The 19703-nt window shown below is 71.5% G+C and carries 22 protein-coding genes and 1 tRNA gene; 10 read left to right on the top strand and 13 right to left on the bottom strand.

Going from position 1 to position 19703, the window contains the following annotated elements; translation table 11 throughout:
* The first annotated feature begins 99 nt into the window (after window positions 1–99).
* From K2F47_RS27975 to K2F47_RS27985, 3 genes are all read left to right on the top strand, one after another.
* Window positions 100–945: a helix-turn-helix domain-containing protein gene (locus K2F47_RS27975; RefSeq protein WP_242908517.1), complete on the top strand. Its 846-nt coding sequence runs from the start codon at window positions 100–102 to the stop codon at window positions 943–945.
* A gap of 313 nt (window positions 946–1258) precedes the next feature.
* Window positions 1259–1570, top strand: coding sequence for a type II toxin-antitoxin system VapB family antitoxin (locus tag K2F47_RS27980; RefSeq protein ID WP_242908518.1), 312 nt, complete (start codon window positions 1259–1261; stop codon window positions 1568–1570).
* Entirely contained in the window at window positions 1567–1989 is a 423-nt protein-coding gene (locus tag K2F47_RS27985) for a GNAT family N-acetyltransferase (RefSeq protein ID WP_242908520.1), read from the top strand. Before K2F47_RS27980 ends, K2F47_RS27985 begins: the two co-directional genes overlap by 4 nt.
* A 2-nt stretch (window positions 1990–1991) precedes the next feature.
* Here K2F47_RS27985 and K2F47_RS27990 read toward each other — a convergent pair whose 3' ends face one another.
* The 6 genes from K2F47_RS27990 to upp form a co-directional block, all read right to left on the bottom strand.
* Window positions 1992–3254, bottom strand: coding sequence for a CynX/NimT family MFS transporter (locus tag K2F47_RS27990; RefSeq protein ID WP_242908522.1), 1263 nt, complete (start codon window positions 3252–3254; stop codon window positions 1992–1994).
* A gap of 330 nt (window positions 3255–3584) precedes the next feature.
* A complete protein-coding gene (locus K2F47_RS27995) occupies window positions 3585–4271 on the bottom strand; it encodes a FadR/GntR family transcriptional regulator (RefSeq protein WP_242908524.1) in 687 nt (228 codons plus the stop codon).
* Window positions 4272–4432: 161 nt separating this feature from the next.
* Entirely contained in the window at window positions 4433–5932 is a 1500-nt protein-coding gene (locus K2F47_RS28000) for a helix-turn-helix transcriptional regulator (RefSeq protein ID WP_242908526.1), read from the bottom strand.
* Between the two features lie 451 nt (window positions 5933–6383).
* Window positions 6384–6908 carry a PH domain-containing protein gene (locus K2F47_RS28005; protein ID WP_156217159.1) on the bottom strand — a complete coding sequence of 175 codons (525 nt, stop codon included), beginning with the start codon at window positions 6906–6908 and terminating at the stop codon, window positions 6384–6386.
* 254 nt (window positions 6909–7162) lie between these two features.
* A complete protein-coding gene (locus K2F47_RS28010; protein WP_242908528.1) occupies window positions 7163–7417 on the bottom strand; it encodes a hypothetical protein in 255 nt (84 codons plus the stop codon).
* Window positions 7418–7581: 164 nt separating this feature from the next.
* Window positions 7582–8220 carry a uracil phosphoribosyltransferase gene (gene upp, locus K2F47_RS28015; protein WP_242908530.1) on the bottom strand — a complete coding sequence of 213 codons (639 nt, stop codon included), beginning with the start codon at window positions 8218–8220 and terminating at the stop codon, window positions 7582–7584.
* 85 nt (window positions 8221–8305) lie between these two features.
* Between upp and K2F47_RS28020 the strand changes: the two genes are divergently transcribed.
* The 5 genes from K2F47_RS28020 (at window position 8306) to K2F47_RS28040 (ending at window position 10303) form a co-directional block, all read left to right on the top strand.
* Entirely contained in the window at window positions 8306–8599 is a 294-nt protein-coding gene (locus K2F47_RS28020) for a hypothetical protein (protein ID WP_242908532.1), read from the top strand.
* 155 nt (window positions 8600–8754) lie between these two features.
* Window positions 8755–9240 carry a tRNA adenosine deaminase-associated protein gene (locus K2F47_RS28025; protein WP_242908534.1) on the top strand — a complete coding sequence of 162 codons (486 nt, stop codon included), beginning with the start codon at window positions 8755–8757 and terminating at the stop codon, window positions 9238–9240.
* A gap of 82 nt (window positions 9241–9322) precedes the next feature.
* Window positions 9323–9760, top strand: a complete 438-nt coding sequence (locus K2F47_RS28030) for a tRNA adenosine deaminase-associated protein (protein ID WP_242908536.1) — start codon at window positions 9323–9325, stop codon at window positions 9758–9760.
* A 7-nt stretch (window positions 9761–9767) separates the two neighbouring features.
* Window positions 9768–10205, top strand: a complete 438-nt coding sequence (gene tadA, locus K2F47_RS28035) for a tRNA adenosine(34) deaminase TadA (RefSeq protein ID WP_242908817.1) — start codon at window positions 9768–9770, stop codon at window positions 10203–10205.
* A gap of 10 nt (window positions 10206–10215) precedes the next feature.
* Window positions 10216–10303, top strand: a tRNA-Ser gene (locus K2F47_RS28040).
* Window positions 10304–10781: 478 nt separating this feature from the next.
* Here K2F47_RS28040 and K2F47_RS28045 read toward each other — a convergent pair.
* From K2F47_RS28045 to K2F47_RS28065, 5 genes are all read right to left on the bottom strand, one after another.
* Window positions 10782–11669, bottom strand: a complete 888-nt coding sequence (locus K2F47_RS28045; RefSeq protein WP_242908538.1) for an EamA family transporter — start codon at window positions 11667–11669, stop codon at window positions 10782–10784.
* A complete protein-coding gene (locus tag K2F47_RS28050) occupies window positions 11669–12331 on the bottom strand; it encodes a B3/B4 domain-containing protein (RefSeq protein WP_242908540.1) in 663 nt (220 codons plus the stop codon). Before K2F47_RS28050 ends, K2F47_RS28045 begins: the two co-directional genes overlap by 1 nt.
* Window positions 12332–12644: 313 nt before the next feature.
* Window positions 12645–13772, bottom strand: coding sequence for a DNA polymerase III subunit beta (gene dnaN, locus K2F47_RS28055; protein WP_242908542.1), 1128 nt, complete (start codon window positions 13770–13772; stop codon window positions 12645–12647).
* Between the two features lie 82 nt (window positions 13773–13854).
* Window positions 13855–14361, bottom strand: coding sequence for a methylated-DNA--[protein]-cysteine S-methyltransferase (locus K2F47_RS28060; RefSeq protein ID WP_242908544.1), 507 nt, complete (start codon window positions 14359–14361; stop codon window positions 13855–13857).
* Between the two features lie 14 nt (window positions 14362–14375).
* Window positions 14376–15845 (bottom strand): DNA-3-methyladenine glycosylase 2 family protein, encoded by a 1470-nt coding sequence (locus K2F47_RS28065; protein ID WP_242908546.1) that lies wholly within the window; start codon window positions 15843–15845, stop codon window positions 14376–14378.
* Window positions 15846–16012: 167 nt separating this feature from the next.
* Between K2F47_RS28065 and K2F47_RS28070 the strand changes: the two genes are divergently transcribed.
* Window positions 16013–16375 (top strand): nuclear transport factor 2 family protein, encoded by a 363-nt coding sequence (locus tag K2F47_RS28070; protein WP_242908548.1) that lies wholly within the window; start codon window positions 16013–16015, stop codon window positions 16373–16375.
* Between the two features lie 178 nt (window positions 16376–16553).
* On the opposite strand, the gene K2F47_RS28075 is transcribed toward K2F47_RS28070, so the two are convergent.
* Together K2F47_RS28075 and K2F47_RS28080 are read right to left on the bottom strand one after the other, a co-directional pair.
* The gene (locus K2F47_RS28075; RefSeq protein ID WP_242908550.1) at window positions 16554–17315 is read right to left on the bottom strand and encodes an SDR family NAD(P)-dependent oxidoreductase; all 762 of its coding nucleotides are present in this window, start codon (window positions 17313–17315) and stop codon (window positions 16554–16556) included.
* A gap of 28 nt (window positions 17316–17343) precedes the next feature.
* Complete coding sequence (locus K2F47_RS28080; RefSeq protein ID WP_242908551.1) at window positions 17344–18837, bottom strand: MFS transporter; 1494 nt, start codon at window positions 18835–18837, stop codon at window positions 17344–17346.
* Here K2F47_RS28080 and K2F47_RS28085 point away from each other — a divergent pair.
* The gene (locus K2F47_RS28085; RefSeq protein WP_242908552.1) at window positions 18836–19642 is read left to right on the top strand and encodes a DUF4097 family beta strand repeat-containing protein; all 807 of its coding nucleotides are present in this window, start codon (window positions 18836–18838) and stop codon (window positions 19640–19642) included. The two genes, K2F47_RS28080 and K2F47_RS28085, sit on opposite strands and share 2 nt — an antisense overlap.
* Window positions 19643–19703 lie beyond the last annotated feature (61 nt).

A 19703-nucleotide genomic window follows, 5' to 3' on the forward strand; every position in this document is an offset into this window, starting at 1 on the left:
CGGTTTCAGGATGCGGGAAAGTAGAGATTCGCGCAAGCTTTCACGTAGTATTGCTTGCAGCTTTGCAACATAGCAGTCGGCTGCCTGGCGGAGGTCCATATGGCAGAACGCCGCTCACCACCGGTGCGGGCCCGGCAGCTCGCCCGCGAACTGCGCAGGCTGCGCGAGATCGAGGGGCTGACGGGCGAGGAGGTCGCGGGCAGTCTCGGCTGGTCCAGCGCCAAGGTCTCCCGGGTCGAGACGGCCGCCACGCTCATCAGGCTTGCCGACCTCCGCAAGCTCGCCGAGCTCTACCACGTCACCGACAGCCACCGCGAGCGGCTGCTCGCGATGGCGCGGGCCGCCGGCGAACGCGGCTGGTGGGACGCTCTCCCGGACGTCGGCAGCGACTATGCCGACTACATCGGCCTCGAAGCCGACGCCCAGGCCCTACGCTGCTACAGCGCCCAGTCCCTGAACGGGCTCCTCCAGACCGAGGAGTACGCCCGCGCCCTGATCGGCATGGTCGTCGACCCCGCGCCGGGCAAGGTCGAGAGGCGGGTGGACGTGCGGCTGCGCAGGCAGCGCCGCCTACGCGAGGAGCCGCCCATCGATCTGCACGTCGTGCTGGACGAGGCGGCCATTCGCCGCCATGTGGGCGGCCCGGCGACCATGAAGGCACAGCTCGAACATCTGTCGATGCTTACCGAGACGCCGAACGTGGTGATCCAGGTGCTGCCGTTTACCACCGGCGCCCACGGTGCGATGGCCGGGTCATTCATCACGCTCAAGTTCCCCCATCCGCAGACCGACATCGTCTTCGTGGAATTTCTCGGGGGGAACGTCTATGTGGAGGACGAGGTGGAGGTCTACCGCTACCATCTCGCTTTCGAACAGCTGCATAGGCGCGCGCTCTCGCCGGACGAATCCACGGCCTTCATCCACCGCGTCGCGGAGGAGTTGTAGGGGAGTTCGCCACCGCGGAGGAGCGGCTTGGCCCCACCCTCTCCACCTGGAGAAAGAGTCGGCACAACGTGGATGGGTTAGGACTGCGGCGAATTAGTCCGGGATGGATGCGAGGCATTTCCCGTCCGAAGCCAGGTAACCATCTCGGCCGGACGCGGCGGTGCGCGGCCCGGGCGCCGAACCCGTCCGGCGCGGTAGTTATTCACCATGGCGCCGAGGCGGACCGTCAGTGGTTTACCAGGGTCGCGCGACTCGGTGATCCATCCAGTTGCCGTGCCTTCTCCAGCCCCATGCGACCCCGTAGACTCAAGGCGTGATCTTCAAGGCGGTGGGCGACGGAAGGCCTTATCCGGAGCACGGACTCTCGTCCCGGGACTGGGCCAAGATTCCACCTCGCCAGGTCCGCCTCGACCAGCTCGTCAGCACCAAACGCGAGCTCGACCTCCAGTCGCTTCTGGCGAAGGACTCGACCTTCTACGGCGACCTGTTCCCGCACGTCGTCCAGTGGAAGGGCGAGCTCTACCTGGAGGACGGCCTGCATCGCGCCCTGCGCGCCGCGCTGCACCAGCGGGTCGTCCTGCACGCGCGGGTCCTCGACCTCGACGCGGTGGACATGCCGGGATGATCGTCCGTCCGGCGGTCCGCGGCGACCTCGGGGCGATCGTCGCGCTGATCACCGACGAGACCATGATCGCGGACGAGGCGCACGTCCGCGCGTTCGAGACCATCGACGCCGACCCGCGCAACGAATTGCTCGTCCTGGACGAGGACGGCGAGGTCGTGGGCTGCCTCCAGGTCACCTACATCCCCGGGCTGGGGCGGCACGGCCAGGAACGCGCGCATGTGGAGGCCGTCCGGATCAGGCCCGATCGGCGCGGCGAAGGGCTCGGACACTTCCTGCTACGTCACACCATCGACCGCGCGCGGGCACGCGGTTGCACGTTGATGCAGCTGACCAGCAACCTCCGCCGCAACGACGCGCACCGCTTCTACGGCTCGCTCGGCTTCGTCCAGAGCCACGCGGGCTTCAAGCTCGAACTCTGAGGTCAGCGCGCCCGGGCGGGTTCGGGGAGCTTGATCTCCTTGGCCTCGATCAGGTGCTCCACGCGGGTCGGGCTCGGCCGGACGAACCCGGGTCGCGCCGCCAGCAGGCCGAAGACCAGCTCGGGCACCACGAGCGCCAGCAGCAGGACGAGGGAGACCTCCCAGCCGCCCGTGACGCTGTGCAGGACGCCCACGGCCAGCGGCCCCAGCGCGGCCAGGAGATATCCCCCGGTCTGGGCCATCCCGGACAGCCGGGCCGCGACCGCCGGGCTCGGCGACCGCAGGCTCAGCAGCGTGTACGCGAGCGGGAACGCGCTGCCCGTCCCGATACCGAGCGTGAGCACCCAGACCCATCCGGCGGCGGGCGCGGCCAGCAGGCCGACGATCCCCACGACCATGGTCACCGCCACGGCGACGACGAGGAAACGCTGGTCGCGCAGTCGCGCGGCGAACACCGGGACGAAGAACCCGAGCGGGATACCGACGATCATCATGGCGGAGACCATCATTCCGGCCGTCGCGGGGGCATATCCGGCGTCCCGCATGATCTCCGGCAACCACGACATCAGCACATAGAACATCAGCGACGCGAGGCCCATGAACGCGGCCACGAACCAGGCCTTGGACGAGCGCAGCAGCGTCCCGCCGGCGGGGGTCGCGCGCGGGGCCGTCTCCTGACGGGTGGTGTCGCGGCGGGCGTTGCGGGCCAGCGGTCCCCAGGTCAGCGCGGCGATCAGCGACGGGACGGCCCACACGGCGAGCGCGAGCCGCCAGCCGCCCGCCTCGTCCAGCGGTACGGCGAGCCCGGCGGCGATGGCGCCGCTCGCGGCCATCAGCATCATCGCGAGGCCGGTCAGCGACCCGACGCGGTCGGGGAAGGCGCGCTTGATGACGGCGGGCAGCAGGACGTTGCCCATCGCGATCCCCGCCCCGGCAAGGACCGTTCCAAGGTAGAGCGTCACCGGCGACGGGACGACCCGGACCACGATCCCCGCCGTGATCATCACCAGCGAGCCGGCGATGGCGGCTTCCGCGCCCACCCGGCGCGCGAGCACCGGCGCCAGCGACGCGAACAGGCCGAGGCACAGCACCGGGAGCGTGGTCAGGACGCTGACCTGCACGCCCGTGAGTGAGAGCGCGTCCCGTAGATCACCGAGCAGCGGCGCGACGCCGGTGATCGCGGCGCGCAGGTTGATCGTCAGCAGCACCAGGCCGACGAGCGACCAGGCTGCTGTGGCGCGCGAGACGCGTGCGGTCGGGGTCATGGCCGAGGAAGTCATTTCACCTTCGTCATGCGCCGTGCTGGCGCGTCGAACTGGACAGGTCTTCGGGTTTCGGGCGGCCTCGCGTCGGGGCGGCTCAGCACACGCGCTTACTCGGCGCCGGGCTGTCGGGAGCTGCGATGACGCCTGGCGAGCGCGGATGCTGGAGGCGGCTTAGTGGAAGCGTCGCTTTAAGCAGAGGCCCGGTGAGGGCGCCCCTGCCGGAGGCTCTCGCTGGGGGCGTCCCTGCCAAAAAATCCCGGTGAGGGCGTCTCTGCCAGCGGCTCCCGCTGAAGGCGTCCCTGCAAGAAGCGGCCCGGTGGGGGCGTTCCTTCAAGTGGTGCGCATGCGGGGTTTCGTCGAAGCGAGGATCTGGTCCAGACACGCATGCGTAGCGGACGTGGCGGCCGCCGCGTCTCCGCTCTCGATGGCCGCGGCGATAGGGCCGTGCGGAACGTCCGCGTGCTCCAGCAGAATCCCGGCGGCGCGGATGCTGGCGCGGAGCGCGTCGCTGAAGTCGCGGTAGAGGTCGGTCAGCACCCGGTTATGGGTGGCGTCGACGACCGCGGTGTGGAACGCGAGGTCGGTCTCGACGAAGACGGCGTGGTCGCCCGCCGCCCAGGCCGCGTTCCGCTCGGCGAGCGCGGCGGTGATCGCGGCGATGTCCTCCGGGGTCCGGCGCTCGGCGGCGAGCCGGGCCGCCTCGACCTCCAGCCCGCGCCTGACCTCCAAGATCTCGATCAGCTCCGCCGTCTCCAGGCGCCGCCGAACGGCGCTGGACAGTTCACTGACGGCGCGCACGTACGTCCCGTCGCCCTGGCGGCTCTCCAGGAGCCCGGCGTGCGTGAGGGCGCGCACCGCCTCCCGGACGGTGTTGCGGCCGACGCCGAGCGTCTCCGACAGCACGGGCTCCGCCGGGATCTTCGCGCCGAGCGGCCAGGTCCCGCCGGTGATCTCGCTCCTGAGCTGCTCGATCACCTGGTCGACCAGCGACGAGCGGCGGGCGGTGCGCAAGGTCATTGGTCCCCCTCGGTCGGCTGCGGCTCGGGACGGCGCCGGGCGACGTCCGCGGGACGACATCCGGTCATCCCATGTCTCTATGTTAGGAACACTGGGACCCGGGTTTTATTCCGGGGCCAGCGTTTCCTAACGGAGAGCCAGTGTTCCTAGACCAGAGCGGGTCAGACGCGGCCCAGGTCGCTGGTGGCCTCCTGCGCCCGCGCGGGGTGCAGTCCGGCGGCCTCCAGCGCCCGGCGGTAGGCCGCCGCGGCGTCGGCGTTGCTCCGGACCAGCTCGTACATCTCGCCCAGCTCACGGTAGAGATGGGCGGCCGGACGTCCCGCGGGAAGGGTCGCGAGCTGCTCCGCGGCGGCCCTGAGGACGGCCTGGGCGCCGCCCGGGTCTCCCTGGGCGACGCGTGCCCGCGCCAGGACCAGCCGCGCGAGGACGGTTCGCTGGGTGCGCGCGACGAGCTCGTTGTCCGGCGGCGTGGGCACGGGACGCGGTCCGTTGCCCGGCGGCGGCGCGAGCGCCATGCCCGCGTCGATGAACTCCTCCAGGAGCGCGATCGCCTGCTCCAGCTCGCCCACCAGCACGAGAGCGCGCGCCTTGGCGATCACGCTCTCGGTCGCCTCGGCGCCCTTGAGGTCGGACGTCCCCTGAAGGAGCCCGAGCGCCTCCCGCGCGCTCTCCCGCGTCCCCTCCGCGCGGGGCCGCGCGATGCCCGGCAGATCCGTCCCGGCGTATTCGCCGGACGTGGGGACCACCCCGCCCGCGTCGCCCGGAAGCGGCGACGGCGCGGCGTCCGAGAACGGTGGAACGCCCCTGAGCAGCGCCTTGGCCGCCGCCAGATGCAGGCGTGCGTGCGTCTGGACGGGGAGGCTGTCACCGCGCGCCGCCAGGGCCTGGTCGGCGAAGTACAGCGAATCGCCGATCGTGCCCTCGTCCAGCGCGAGGAGGCTGGCCCGCTGGTAGGACGCGCTGGTGGACGAGACGTCCCCCGGCACCTCGGGGAACAGCAGGCGCCGTCCGATCTCGTGGGCGCGCCGCGGGTCGGAGCGATCCACGTAGGCGAGCAGGAGGATCCGACCCGCTTCCGTGTGCTCCTGTCCCACGCCGAGCCCGAGCCGCCGCAGCCGCTCCATGGCGCGCTCGCCGAGCGCGATCGCCTGGCCGAGGTCGCCGACCGCGTGGTAGCAGCGGGCCAGCGCGATCACCGGCGGCAGCCAGCTCGCCCGGCCCGGATCGCGTTCGGCCTGCTCGCGCAGCTCCTCGAACAACGCGATGGCGTCGTCGGTGCGGCCGAGCTCCTCCAGGGCGCGGGCGCGGCCCCAGCGGGCGCGCGCCGTCAGCTCCTGGTCGTCGCTGCGCGCGATGACCTCGTCGAAGCCCGCCTCGGCGGTCACGGGGTCGCCGCCCAGCAGCGCGAGGTGCGCATGGCGCTCCCGCACCTCCAGATGGGCGCGCTGCTCCGGCTCGACGCCCTCGGCGAGGTACTCCGGAGTGCAGCCGAGGCGCTCGGCCAGCATTCGAAGCACGGTCGGCGTCGGCGTGCGCTTACCGGACTCGATCAATGAGATGTAGCTGTCGGAAAGGTCGTGACCGGCGAGCTGTGCCTGCGACAAGCGTCTGGTCAGCCGCAGGTTGCGGACACGTTCGCCGACGTTGCCTGGACCCGGCATGTGGACTCACTTAGCGGAAGTAATCAGGCGGCTGGGGTGCCGACATGATTGCACATTGCGGGTTATCGCACATCGAGAGTAACGAAGCGGCAAGACAGGCACCCGCGCGTTCAGACCTGTCCACCCCCCTTGGACCGGTGGTTCGAGCGTCGCGCGGTGCCGGTTCGACGGCGGTTCGGCCCGCCCCGCGCGGCCCGCCGCGTCCGTCCGCGCTGTCCTGCCGCGCCCCTGCGCACGGCCTGCGGACGGGTCGGCGGCCCGCCGGGTCCGCCCGGCGATCGCGACGCCTTTCGCCTCCGACCGTATCCGACGATCCCCCCAAGATCGCCGGTAAACCCGGGATACCGGCCCATCCACTTGGAAAACCGCAGGCCGATCGGCCACCCGGGGCGCGGCTCGCTCGTCCCGCGTGGCGCTCTCCGAGCGGAACGCGGGTCGCATGGACGGGCCGTCAGTCGTCGGAGGGGTTCTTGTTGGGGAAGATCATTTCGCATACCTCCAGGTACAGCTGCTCCGGGTAGGGGAGGTACTCGACGGTGGACAGGGCCTGGTCCTGGCCGGCGGACTCCAGGACGAACTCGCCGTAACCAAGCATGCGTCCGGCGATCGTGCGCTTGAAGCTCATGTCGGTCACCTTGGCCAGCGGCATCATCGCGACCTTGCGCGTGATGAGGCCGGTGGTCAGCAGCATGCGCTGGTTGGTGATCACGAAGTAGTCGACCGACCATTCCGCGACCCGCCAGACGAACCAGGCGAGCAGGATCAGCCAGGCCCACCAGATCCACGAGATGGCCGAGCCGCCGCCCCCGGCGGTGTTGCTCAGGATGCTCGCGACGATCAGCCCGCCGAGCAGGAACCCGACCGGCACCATCAGCACCGCCGGGTGCCGCCGGACGGTGATGACCTGGTTCTCGTGCGGAAGGAGGTACTTGTTGACGGACGCGGGGGCGGAGTCTCCGGGGGTGACGAGCCTCATCCGGGCCTCAGCCGAGCGAGCGGACGAGGGCGGCCGGCGAACCCGCCACGGGCACGAAGGCCGCGGCGGCCCATGTCATGTACTTCCCTGCGGGCAAGGCTGCCTCCCGGAGCGTCACGAACCCCGGTTCAGTTTCGCACAGCCCGCATCACCGGCAAAGCAAGGACTATGGCGCGTTGGCGCGACTCCTTAGCCCACGCTCACGGCACGAACCGCGCCACGCCGCCACGACGGCGACGTCCCGCGCGGACGCGTCATGGTGCGTTGTCGAGGGAGGAGCGGCGTGCCCGGCGCCGTTTCTCGGCGGCCACCGTGGCGAGCACCTCCAGATGCCGGCGCGCGATCCGTTCGACCAGATCGGGCGGCGCCGCCCCCGTGACCTCCTCGGCTCCGTATCGCGCGGCGGACACGCAGCGGGCCACCGTCTCGCCCCCGTGCACCCCGTCGAACTCCTCGCCCAGCCGCTCGCCGATCGCGGCGTAGCGCTCGCCATCCCCTTGGTGAGCCATCACGATTCCTCGGCCTCGCTCGCGCCGCCCGGTCCGAAACGGTCCCCTGTGCCGGGACGGCGGAGGGGAACGCGCACTGACGTTCCGTAGCGCGTTATTACCCCTTGCCACCTGGAACGAACATTCGTCGTCCCATTCGCGAACGAATCCTGAACGTCCTGAGGTCAGACGACGCCGTAGAGGCGGTCTCCGGCGTCGCCGAGCCCGGGCATGATGAAGCCCTGCTCGTTCAGATGCGAGTCGATCGCGGCGGTGACGACCCGGATGGGGGCGACCGTGTCGGCGAAGGCCTGCTCCAGGCACTTCAGCCCCTCGGGGGCGGCGAGCAGGCAGAGGGCGGTGACGTGATCGGCGCCGCGGTCGAGCAGCAACTGGATCGCGGCCGCGAGCGTCCCGCCGGTGGCGAGCATCGGGTCCAGGACGTAGCACTGCCTGCCGGAAAGATCGTCCGGGAGGCGCGTCGCGTACGTCTGGGCCTGGAGGGTGCCCTCGTCGCGGATCATGCCGAGGAAGCCGACCTCGGCGGTGGGCAGCAGCCGCGTCATACCGTCCAGCATCCCGAGGCCCGCGCGCAGGATCGGCACGACCAGCGGCTTCGGGCTCGCGAGCTGGACGCCCCGCGCCTGCACGAGCGGCGTCTGGACGGTCGCCTCGACGACCCTGACGTCGCGGGTAGCCTCGTATGCCAGGAGGGTGACCAGTTCGTCCGCCAACCGGCGGAACGTGGGCGAGTCCGTGCGCACGTCCCGCAGCGTGGTGAGCTTGTGCGCGACGAGCGGGTGGTCGACGGCGAGGGTCTGCATCCGCTCACCGTAGCCCACCGTGCAACGCCTGCCAGTCCCGTGCCGAAGCAGGATAGGACGTCCCTGAGCTGGGCAGTATGCCGATATGAGCAGCGAGAGTGATCAGCAGCCGACACCGCCGGCGCGGCTCCGCGAGCCCGTGCCCGAACTTCCCGAGCCCGCGGTGACCGAAGTCACAGCCGGGTCGGACGGCGACGCCCGTCCCGTCCAGCAAAGCGACATATCCCCCGAAGAGGTGCGCGAGCGCCTGCGCCGACGTGCGATCTTCCTGCGGGAACTCGCCGAAGCCCGCGAGCTGCGCCGACGCGTCACCCCGCACCGCTCCCGCCGAGCGCGGATTCACGCGGCACTCCGCCGCCGGACCTTCCGCCTGAACTGACGGACATCCAGTAGCTTTCTACATCGTGCGCCGGAAATGCGGCACTGACTCCCGATCTCACACTCGGGTGCGGTGGCGAGTTTGGCCGTGGGGCACGCGAGGGCGCGCCGCATCTGCGACCATGCCCTGGCAGGAACCGCGCCGGTGGGGTGGAAATGACGGATGTTGACGCGACGGACTTCGCCGTCGTGGTGTACCGGGAAGACGAGCGCTGGGAGGCCGAGATCCTCCCGGTGGCCCTCACCGGGGATCTGGCGGGCTTGATCCATGCCCTCCGCCAGCAGCCGAGCCTCGGCGGCACCATCGGGCTCGTTTCGGTCGGCGACGACTTCTTCGTCGCGATCCGGCTGCTGGGCGACGAGGTGATGGTGTTCCTGTCGGACGTCACCGCCTCGGTCGACTGGCCGCTGGCCGGGCAGGTCCTGGAATATCTGGACATCCCGATCCCCGACGACGAGGAGCTCGACCAGGTGCTCCCCGTCGGCGACATGTCGATCTTCTCCGACCTCGGCCTGGACGAGATGGAGATCGGCGCGATCTCCGGCGACCTGGAGCTCTACCCCGATGAGATGCTCCTCAGCATCGCCGGCCGGCTCGGCTTCGCGACCGCCTTCGAGCGCGCCCTGGACACCGTCGCCTGACCCCGCACCGGGAACCGAACGAATCGGACTCCTTGCTGGCCAGGGGTGTGATCGGAGCGACCACCTGGGCCACAATGGCCACGTGTCGTACTTCGCCGCCGTCTTCGCGCGGACCCCGCAGGGCTGGATCGGGACCGAGGCCGTCCTGGCCGAGGCCGAGGGCGTGGACGATGTCGCCGACCTGATGCGGGAGGCGGCCTTCGAGTCCTACGGCGACCCCGTGGTGCTGCTGATCGAGCAGGACGACGACTGGTTCGCCGTCCTGCGCCTGGACGGGGAGGACGAGCCCCGCGCCTACGTGTCCACCGTCCGCGAGGACGGCATCGGCTCGCTGTTCACCCAGCTCGTCGGCGAGGTCCCGGACGGCGACGCCGCCGGCGACCCCGCCCTGCTGGACGACCTCGGCGTCGACCCCGGCCGGCTCAGCGACCTCGGCGAGCGGGCACTGCCCGGGGACGCCCTGCTGGCGGTCGCCGAGCAGGCCGGTTTCGGCGAGGAGTTCGACCGTCTCCGTGACTGACAAGGCGATGCGCCGCGCGCTGGACGAGGCGCGCCTGGCCTTCGACACCGGCGAGATCCCGGTCGGCGCCGTCGTCCTGGACGCCGCGGGCGAGATCATCGGCACCGGCCACAACGACCGCGAGCGCACCGCCGACCCGACCGGCCACGCGGAGATCGTCGCGATGCGCCGCGCCGCGTCCGCCCTGGGCACCTGGCGCCTGTCCGGCTGCACGCTGGTCGTCACCCTCGAACCATGCACGATGTGCGCCGGAGCCGCCGTCCAGGCCCGTCTCGACCGCCTCGTCTACGGCGCCGTCGACCTCAAGGCCGGCGCCGTCGGCTCACTCTGGGACGTCGTCCGCGACCGCCGCCTCAACCACCGCCCCGAGGTCGTCGCCGAGGTGATGGCCCCCGAGTGCGCCGCACTGCTCACCGAGTTCTTCGCGCACCGCAGAGTCCGGTAGGCTTCCCCGCGGTGGTGTCGCCTAGTGGACGAGGGCGCACGCCTCGAAAGCGTGTGAAGTGCAAGCTTCCGTGGGTTCGAATCCCACCACCACCGCCACCAACCACCCGAACGCTGTGAGGGCGGGACCAACGGTCCCGCCCTCAGCGCTTTCCAGTCTCAGTTCTAGTCTCGTCCGCCCCCGCCAACCCGCCCCGTGCTCCTCCTCGGACCGTCGAGGCCGGTCCTGATCGTTTCAGCGACACACCGAGGGCTCGTGCACAACCGGAGGCTTGCTGCAATCGCGCTCCACGAGCGGTCGTCCAGGCGGCATCCAGCCAGCGGCTTTACCATGGGGTCCTCATCGCCCCCACGAGGGTTCGCAACACGACGCGGAGTATCTCGTAGGCGTTGGCCGTCCGGGTCCTCATCGCCCCTGCGAGGGTTCGCAACCTGACCTCTACGGAGGGCCCGATCAACGCCGCGCCATAGTCCTCATCGTCCCGAAGAGGGTTCGTGACGAGGTTCGTGAAGGCAGGCGCGCTGCGGGTTCGCGGTTCCTGGGCTTTCGCGAGGCTGGTGAGGGAGGGGAGGGGGGTCAGCCGACGGTTACTAGGGCTACGCCGGCTACGGCTATGGCCATGCCTAGGCGTTGGACGGTGCGGAGGCGCTCGCTGTAGGCGATTCGGGCCAGGAGGACCGTGATCGCTGGGTAGAGGGACGTGAGGACGGCGGCGAGGCTGAGCATGCCGTCCTGGACGGCGATGAAGTAGAGGGCGTTCGCTCCGGCGTCGAGGGCGCCCGACAGGAGGGCTAGGGCGATCAAGGTTCGTCGTGTCGTGCGGGGGGCGCCGGGGTCTGCGGCGGCGGCGAAGAGTTTCAGGTACAGGAGGGCCGCGAAGACGATCACCACGTTGCCGACGCGGGCGGCGACCAGTGGCCACAGGCCTCCGCCGTCGCCGGCCTCCTTGAGGAGGATGAAGAAGATCCCGAAGCAGGCGCCGGACACCCCGGCCATCAGCGGGCCGGAGTCCAGGAGGCGCCGCCACCCGGACGCGGCGGGGGCGGTGTCGTCGGTGCCGCCGGCCTCCATGCTGACCAGGGCGATCGCGACCAGGCAGAGGAGGACTCCGAGGAGGACCGTCGCGTCCAGGCGCTCGCCCTGCATCGTGCCAACGGCGACCGGCAGGACGGCGGCGGCCAGCGCGGACACCGGGGCGACCACGCTCATCGGGCCCCGCGCCAGCGCCCGGTAGAAGGTGATCAGGCCCGTTCCGCCCGCGAGGCCCGCGCCGAAACCCCAGGTGAGTGGGCCCCATCCGGTGCCATCGCCGGTGAGCAGTGCGGCCACCAGGACGACGGCCAAGCCCATCGGGACGCACCAGGCCAGGGCCTTCAGCGCGGTCGAGCGGCGGGCCGCCGCGCCGCCGAGGAAGTCCGCTACGCCGTAGGCGAGGGCCGCGCTGAGCGCGAGGATCGTGACCATCACCGCCCGCCGACGAGGCGGCTCTGGATCTGGACGGCGGGCGAGATCGCGCGGAGGCGCGTCGAGAGCTCCTCGCCCGCCTCGGCAAGGCGGTCCAGGGAGTAGGGCTCCAGGCGTTCGAGGAGGAACAGTCCGTTCTTCGTGTTCTCGGTCAGGCGCGTCCGGACGCATTGGCGCCAGTTCCAGCGGCGGCACGTCACGCCCTCGTCGTCGCGCCAGACGACCTCGCCCGGTGTCGGGTGCTCGATGGCGGGTTCACCGCCCGCGATCACGTCGAACGGCTCGTCGCCGGTGGCCCTGACCAGGCGTGCGGGGCCCCGGTAGGCGTCGAGGTCCTCGCCGCCGATCGGCAGCGCGTACTCGACGCTGACCGCGTTGTAGGCGTCGACGACCCTGTTGATGGACGGCAGCGCGTCGGCGCGGCGGAGCAGAGCGTCCACCGAGGGACGGGTCCGCTGCGGTTTGGCGCCGAACGCCCGGTACGCCTCGCGCCACGCCTCCACATGCGGGTCGTCGGCCGCCTTCGCGGCGGCCCCGGCCAGCCAGCCCGCCGACTGCTCGTCGCTGGGGCCGTTCGCCAGGCCCTCGGCCGTCATGACCAGCACCGCGAAGTCGGGACGCAGCGCGCGCACGGCTTCATCGACGACGATCCGCTCCAGCATTCCGGTCCCTCCGTTGTGGTCGCTTTAATGAACCCGCCGGTCATCTTACTGACCTGCGGCTCGGTTTCGCCAATGGGTAAGGGGCGGCGCCTGGGTTGGGACTGGCTGTGGCACGCCGGAGGCGGGGGGCGTCGGTTATGGCGGCGCGGTGTGGGGCGCTGGGCGAGCGTGAACGAGAACCGTCGTCTCCGGGCCGGGGTAGACGCTCTCCGCATCGGTCATGCGGGCGAGGGTGCCGTCGTGGACGACGACGAGCTTGTGGTCCTTGGTCTTCTTTGGCCATGGGCGCTCGGAGGCCGGGAGCTGGGTGAGGTCAGGAGGTCAGGCGGACGGGCATGACCAGGTAGCGGTAACCGGTGTCGGCGGATTCCTCCTCTTCGGAGATGGCGGTGAGGAGGGCGGCCTTGGTGGGGCCGGCGCATTCCAGGCGGGCTCGCGGGGTGTCGATGCCTGCCAGGCCGTCCAGGAGGTACTGGGGGCTGAAGGCGACCTCGACGTCGTCGCCGGTGAGGTCGACGGGGAGGCTCTCGTTGGCGCGGGCGGAGTCGCCGGATGCGGCGCTGATGCGGACCTCGCCGGTGGTGAACGACAGCCGGATCGGGGTGCCGCGTTCGGTGACGAGGGCGGCGCGCTTGAGGGCCTCGGTGAAGGGGGCTGTGTCGATCTCGGCGGTGGAGACCCAGGTGCCGGTCAGGCGGGATTTGTAGTTGATGTACTGGTCGTCCAGGAGGCGGCTGGTCATGCTGCGGCCGCCGCCGGAGACGCCGATGAGGGTGTCGGCGGTGCCGGCGAGGTCGATGGCGACCTCGGCGCCGGGACGGATGGCCTTGGCGGTGTCGGCGAGGGTGCGGGCGGGGACGACGACGCCCGCGGTGAACGCCGGGTCGGACGGGGTCCAGGTGAGTTCGCGGGCGGCGATGCGGTAGCGGTCGGTGCAGGCGAGCCACATCGCGTCGCCCTCGATGTCGATGCGGACGCCGGTGAGCATGGGCAGGGTGTCGTCGCGGCCCGCCGCCGGGACGACCTGGGCGACGGCGGCGGCGAAGAGGTCGCCGGGGACGGTGCCCGCGCGGGCGGGCGGCTCGGGGAGCGTGGGGTAGTCCTCGACGGGCAGCGTGAGCAGGCCGAACTCGGCGGGCCCGCACCGGAGCACCACCTCGGACGCCTTGGTGAAGACCTCCACGGGCTGCGCGGGGAGGTTCCGGACGATCTCGGCGAGGAGCCGCCCCGGGACGAGGGCTCGTCCGGGATCGGCGACGTCCGCCTCGACGCGGGAGTGCGCGGACACCTCGTAGTCGAAGGCCGCCAGCGTCAGTTCGCCGTCGGTCGTGACCTCGATGAGCATGCCCGCGAGCACCGGCAGCGCGGGGCGGGACGGCAGCGTCCGCGCCGCCCACGCCACGGCCTCGGCGAGCGTCTGACGGTCGACCCGGAACTCCACCTTGACCTGCCCCTCCGCGACTTCGACAGGGCCGGAGCCCCAGCCCTGTCAAGCACGGTATCCCGCCCCCCTGACATTCCCGTCAGAAGAGCGCGGCCGCGGCGCCCTTCGTCCTGCGCTCGAAGTCGAGCAGGAAGCGCTTGCGCTCCAGGCCGCCGCCGTAGCCGGTGAGGTCGCCGGTGGAGCCGACCACGCGGTGGCAGGGGACGATCACGCTGACCGGGTTGCGGCCGTTGGCGAGGCCCACGGCGCGGGACGCGGAGGGCCTGCCGATCTCGGCGGCGAGTTCGCCGTAGGTGGTCGTCTCGCCGTAGGGGATGCCCTGGAGCGCCGTCCAGACGAGGTTCTGGAAGGGGGTTCCGCGCAGGTTCAGCGGGACGTCGAACTCGGTGAGGTCGCCCGCGAAGTAGGCGTCGAGCTGCTCACTGATGGTCCTGAACGGTTCGGGGTCCGTGGCGGGCGTTCCGAAGGTCTCCTCTTCCGGACGGTGTCGCTGCTGGTGCATGTAGAGGCCGGACAGGCCACCGTCGGTCACGACCGCGGTGAGCGGCCCTACCGGGCTGTCCAGGACGGCGTGCGTCGTTGTCATGGGGTCGATCCTCTCTAAGCCGGGAGGAGGTTGATGGCGTGATCGCCCGTTGCCCACAGGTACTGGACGGCGTAGGCACGCCAGGGGCGCCACGCGGTGGCACGCCGTATCAGGGCGGCCGGGGTGACGGGCAGGTCGAGTGCGCGTGCGGCTGCGCGTATACCGAGGTCCCCTGGAATGAACGCGTCGGGATCGCCGAGTGCGCGCATAGCGATGGTTTCGATGGTCCAGGGGCCGAAGCCGGGGAGTGCGGCCAGGCGCTTGCGTGCCCTTTCCCAGTCGCTCCCTACGCCGAGGTCGATTTCGTCCTGCGCGAGGGCGGCTACCAACGACGTGAGGGTCGTGCGACGGGATCGGGGGAACGCGAGGGTCTCCGGGTCCAGTTCTGCCAGGGCGGAAGGCGTCGGGAACAGGTGCGTCAGCCCGCCCGCAGGGTCGGCGACGGGCTCCCCGTAGGCGGTGACGAGGCGTGCCGCGTGTGTGCGCGCGGCGGCGACCGACACCTGCTGCCCGAGGACGGCGCGGACGGCGAACTCCGGGGCGTCCACCGTGCGCGGGACGCGGCGTCCCGGGGCCTTGTCGACCAGGGGAGCGAGCACGGGATCGGCGCGGAGGAGGTCGTCGACGGCGACGGGGTCGGCGTCGAGGTCGAGCATCCAGCGGCAGCGGCTGATCGCGATCGTGAGGTCGCGGAGGTCGCTCAGCGTGAGCGTGCAGGCCACATGGTCGGGCTGCGGACGAAGTGTCGCGACACCATGACCATGGGGTAGCCGCAGGGTGCGACGGAACGCACCGTCCCGCCACTCTTCGACGCCGGGGACGGCGGTCGCGGCCAGGTGGCCGAACAGGTTGTCCGGGCAGAGCGGCGCGCGGAACGGTAGCCGCAACGACAGAGATCCAGAGCCCGCGGGTGGGTGTCCCTTGGCGACACGGTCACGGAGCTGGCTGGGCGTGAGCGCGAAGACGTCCCGCACGGTGTCGTTGAACGCGCGGATGCTCGCGAAACCGGCGGCGAACGCGACGTCCCCCATGGGGAGGGGCGTCGTTTCGATCAGGAGCCGCGCGGTCTGCGCGCGCTGGGCCCGTGCCAGCGCGAGTGGACCCGCGCCCAGCTCCGCGTTGAGCTGGCGTTCGATCTGACGGGTGCTGTATCCGAGCCGTCCGGCGAGGCCGGGGACGCCCTCACGGTCGACGACGCCGTCGGCGATGAGCCGCATGGCGCGGGCGACGACGTCCGCGCGGTGGTTCCACTCGGGGGAGCCCGGCGACGTGTCGGGACGGCAGCGCTTGCACGCCCGGAACCCCGCCTGCTGCGCGGCCGCCGCGCTGGGATAGAACCGCATGTTCTCCGGCTTCGGCGGCACGACGGGGCAACTCGGGCGGCAGTAGATCCCGGTGGTCACGACCCCGGTGAAGAACCATCCGTCGAAGCGCGCGTCCTTCGACTGGACGGCCCGCACGCACCTTTCCACGTCCTCGTGCATGCTCCCCAGCATCACCTATGGCCAGGGCACATCACTAGCGAGAATCCGACATCAACGTCGCGGGGGCCGCGGCATGACCTCCCAGGTAATCGATCTTCGGCCGCGCACTTGGCACCGTAGTGGTCACCGGGACGGACAAGCCCGGACGAACACTAAGGGAGCAGACCATGAGCGACGTCCAGCAGCGTATCGAGCAGTACCTGGCCATCTGGAACGAGACCGACCCGGCCGCGCGCCGCGCCGCCATCGACGAGGTCTGGACGGAGAACGCGGTCTACGTCGACCCGCTCGGCGTGGCCGAGGGCCGCGACGCCGTGGACGGTTTCGTCGGCGCCGCGCAGCAGCAGTTCCCGGGCCTGGTGTTCCGCCTGGCGGGAGACGTGGACGCCCACCACGACATCGCCCGCTTCACCTGGGAACTCGGCCCCGAGGGCGGCGAGGCGCTGGCGGTCGGGTTCGACGTGGTGGTCTTCGCCGAGGACGGGCGCGTCGACCGCGTCCACGGCTTCCTCGACAAAGTCCCCAGCTGAAACCCGAACGTCGGCCGGGTCGGACCCCCCGAGCGGTCTGCCGGACCCCGCGTGCGGTCTGCCGAGCCCCGCAGGCAGTCTGCCGAAGCCCACAGGCGGCCTGCCCGGCCCGCCAGGCGGCCTGCCGAGCCCGCAGGCGGTCTGCCGAGGCTCGTTGGCTCGGCAGACCGCGTGCGGGTCAGAGTTGCCGGAGTGCGCCGCCGTCCACGGCCCATTCCGCGCCCGTGACCTGGACCGCCAGCGGGGACAGCAGGTAGGCGATGACGCGCGCCACGTCCAGCGGGGTACCGAGGCGCGCGGCGGGCAGGCGCCGCTCCTCGCGGACGAACCGGTCGATCGCGTCCTCGACCGGCAGTCCGAACTGGGCCGCGAGCTGGTCGGCGAACCCGCCCGGCGCGTCCCACAAGCGGGTGCGGGTCGGGCCGGGGACGACGACGTTGGAGCGGATGCCGCAGCGTCCGAACTCCCCCGCGAGCGTCTTGGACACCGACAGCATCGCGGTTTTGGACGCGGCGTAATCGACGAGCGGCGTGTCCGGGAACCGGGCGGCCTCGCTCGCGACGTGGACGAGGCTCCCCGCGCCCTGGTCGATCAGCGCGGGCAGGGCGGCGCGGGTCATGCGGATCGCGGCGTGCAGGTTCAGCTCGAACGTGTCGTGCCACTGGGCGTCGGTGACGTCCAGGAAGCCGACCCGCGATTCGAGGGCGCCGGCGTTGTTGACCAGGCCGTCGAGGCGTCCGTGCCGGTCGAGGGCGGTGTCCACGATCCGCTGGGCGGCGGACGGGTCGGTCAGGTCGGCGGCGACGCCGCCCTCCGCCGGACGCCGGGCGACGCCGACCACGTGCGCGCCCTCGTCCGCGAGGAGGCGGGCGGTGGCCTCGCCGATCCCGGCGGACGCGCCGGTGACGATGTAGACCTTGCCGGCCAGTTCGAGATCCATGGCGTTCTCCTTACGCGCGGGCGGCGGATCAGTGCGAGGAGCGGCGCAGGAACACGGCGGTGAGCACGGCGCCCGCGACCGCGATCATGGCATTGACCAGCGTCGCCGTGTGCACCCCCGTCAGGACGGACGGCCCGGCCGCCGTCGCGACCGCGCTCATCACCGGAATGCCGAGCGTGATGGCGACCTGCTGCGTCATGGTGGCGAGCCCCGTCGCGAGACCCTGTTCGCCGTCCGGCAGCCCGGAGGTCGCGATCCCCATGAACGCGACGATCGCGACGAGGTTCCCGAACCCGCCGATCGCGGTGGCGGCGAGCAGCAGCGCCAGCCCGTCCCGCGAGGACCCGAGGCCGATCAGCGCCAGCGTCGCGGCGGCCTGGAGGACGAGCCCGGCGGCGAGCGCCGTCCGGCCGCCGAGGCGGGCCATGATCCGGGGCGCGGCGACACCGCCCGCGAACGTCCCGGCGCCGAGCACGCCCAGCGCGAGACCGGTGGTGAGCGCCGAGAAGCCGAGGACGCGTTGCAGGTAGAGCGTCATCAGGAACACCAGCGAGGTCTCGGTCGCGAACGCCACGAACCCGCCGACGTTGCCCCAGGTCACCGTGCGCCTCGTCAGCACGCGCGGCGGCGCGAGCGGAGCCGGTGACCGCCGCTCGACCAGGCCGAACGCGACCAGCAGGACGGCCGCCGCGGCCAGCGAGCCGAGCGCGACCGGGTCGCCCCAGCCGTCCGCGCCCGCGGAGGTGACCCCGAAGACCAGCGCGAGCAGCCCGCCGGTCACGGTCACCGCGCCGGGCACGTCCAACCGGGTGGTTCCGGACGCGCGGCTCTCGGCGACCAGCGCGGGCGTGACGGCGAAGATCACCACTGCCACCGGGACGTTGACCAGGAACGCCCAACGCCAGCTCAGCAGGTCGGTCAGGACGCCGCCGAGGATCGCGCCCACCGTGAACCCGGCCGACATCAGCGCCCCGCTGAGCCCGAGCGCCCGCGTCCGCAGCGGCCCCTCGGGGAAGGACGTGATGAGCAGCGAGAGCGCGGCCGGGGTCGCGATCGCGGTGGCGAGCCCTTGCAGGACGCGCCCGGTCAGCAGCACCGCCGGAGCTGTCGCGAGCCCGCCGATGAGGGACCCGACGGCGAGCAGCGCCATTCCGGCGAGCAGCATCCGGCGGCGTCCGAACAGGTCGGCGACGCGTCCGAACAGCAACGTGAACCCGGCGGCGGGCAGCGCGAACGCGGTCGCTATCCACTGCAACTGGTCCAGGCCGAAACCGAGGCCCTCGCCGACGACCGGCAGCGCCACATTGAGGATCGAGAAGTCGATGGCGAGCATGAACTGCGCGCCGAGCAGGAGGGTCAGGGTCAGCTTGTGCCGCGACGACATCCGCTCGGTGGCGGGGACCGCGGCTGTAGTGAAGGTCATGAAGACGAGAGTCGCCGCCGCGCACCCGCCTACCCAGCCCTCCGCTGTTGGTACCACCACCGGTAGCAGGACAGGAGACCTGGGAGTGAGAACCGACATGGCTCCCCGGCGTGGCGACCGTCCGGCCTCCGGCTCCCTAGATTCTCCAGTGATCACCCTGAACGAGGAGGACCCCGTGCGTCGCCAGCTCTACGCAATCGCCGCCGTCGCGGTCGCCGCGACCACGCTGAGCGCCTGCGGCGCGGCCGACATGGCGTTCGCGTCGACCTACGAGGACGACGCCGCACCGAAAGGCAAGATCACCGCCGTCCGGCTGGACAACGGCGCCGGGAGCGTGACGCTGCGCGGCGGCGCCGCCAAGACGTCCCTGCACCGCGAGCTCAAGTACCGGGGGGAGCGCCCCAAGGGGGAGACGCACCGCGTCGAGAACGGCGTCCTGATCCTGGACGGCTGCGGCTCGGGTTGCTCGGCCAGCTACACCGTCGATCTTCCGGCCGGGCTCCCGGTCTCCGGCGGGACGTCCAGCGGCCGGGTCAAGCTGACGCGGGTGGGGAAGGTCGACGTGCGCACCAGCTCTGGATCGATCCACATGGACGGCGTCAACGGCCCGATCAACGTGCGCACGTCCAACGGCCGCATCGAGGGCACCGGCCTCAGGGGCGACCAGATCGAGGCGCGGACATCGAACGGCGCGATCCGGCTGACGCCCGTCACGCAGCAGAACATTCGCGCCAGGACGTCCAACGGCTCGATCACCGTCACCGTCCCGACCGGGCGCTACCAGGTGACCACGCACACCAGCAACGGCGACCGCAAGATCAGCGTCACCAACGACCCGGCGGCCCCGCACCGGCTCGACCTGACCACCAGCAACGGCGACATCACGGCGAAGCCCGCCGGATGATCCGGGCGGCCGCCGAAGGTTTCACGAGAAACCTCCCACCGGACATCCGCGCAAGCTCACC

This window comes from Actinomadura terrae, from assembly GCF_022751215.1.
GTDB lineage: Bacteria > Actinomycetota > Actinomycetes > Streptosporangiales > Streptosporangiaceae > Spirillospora > Spirillospora terrae.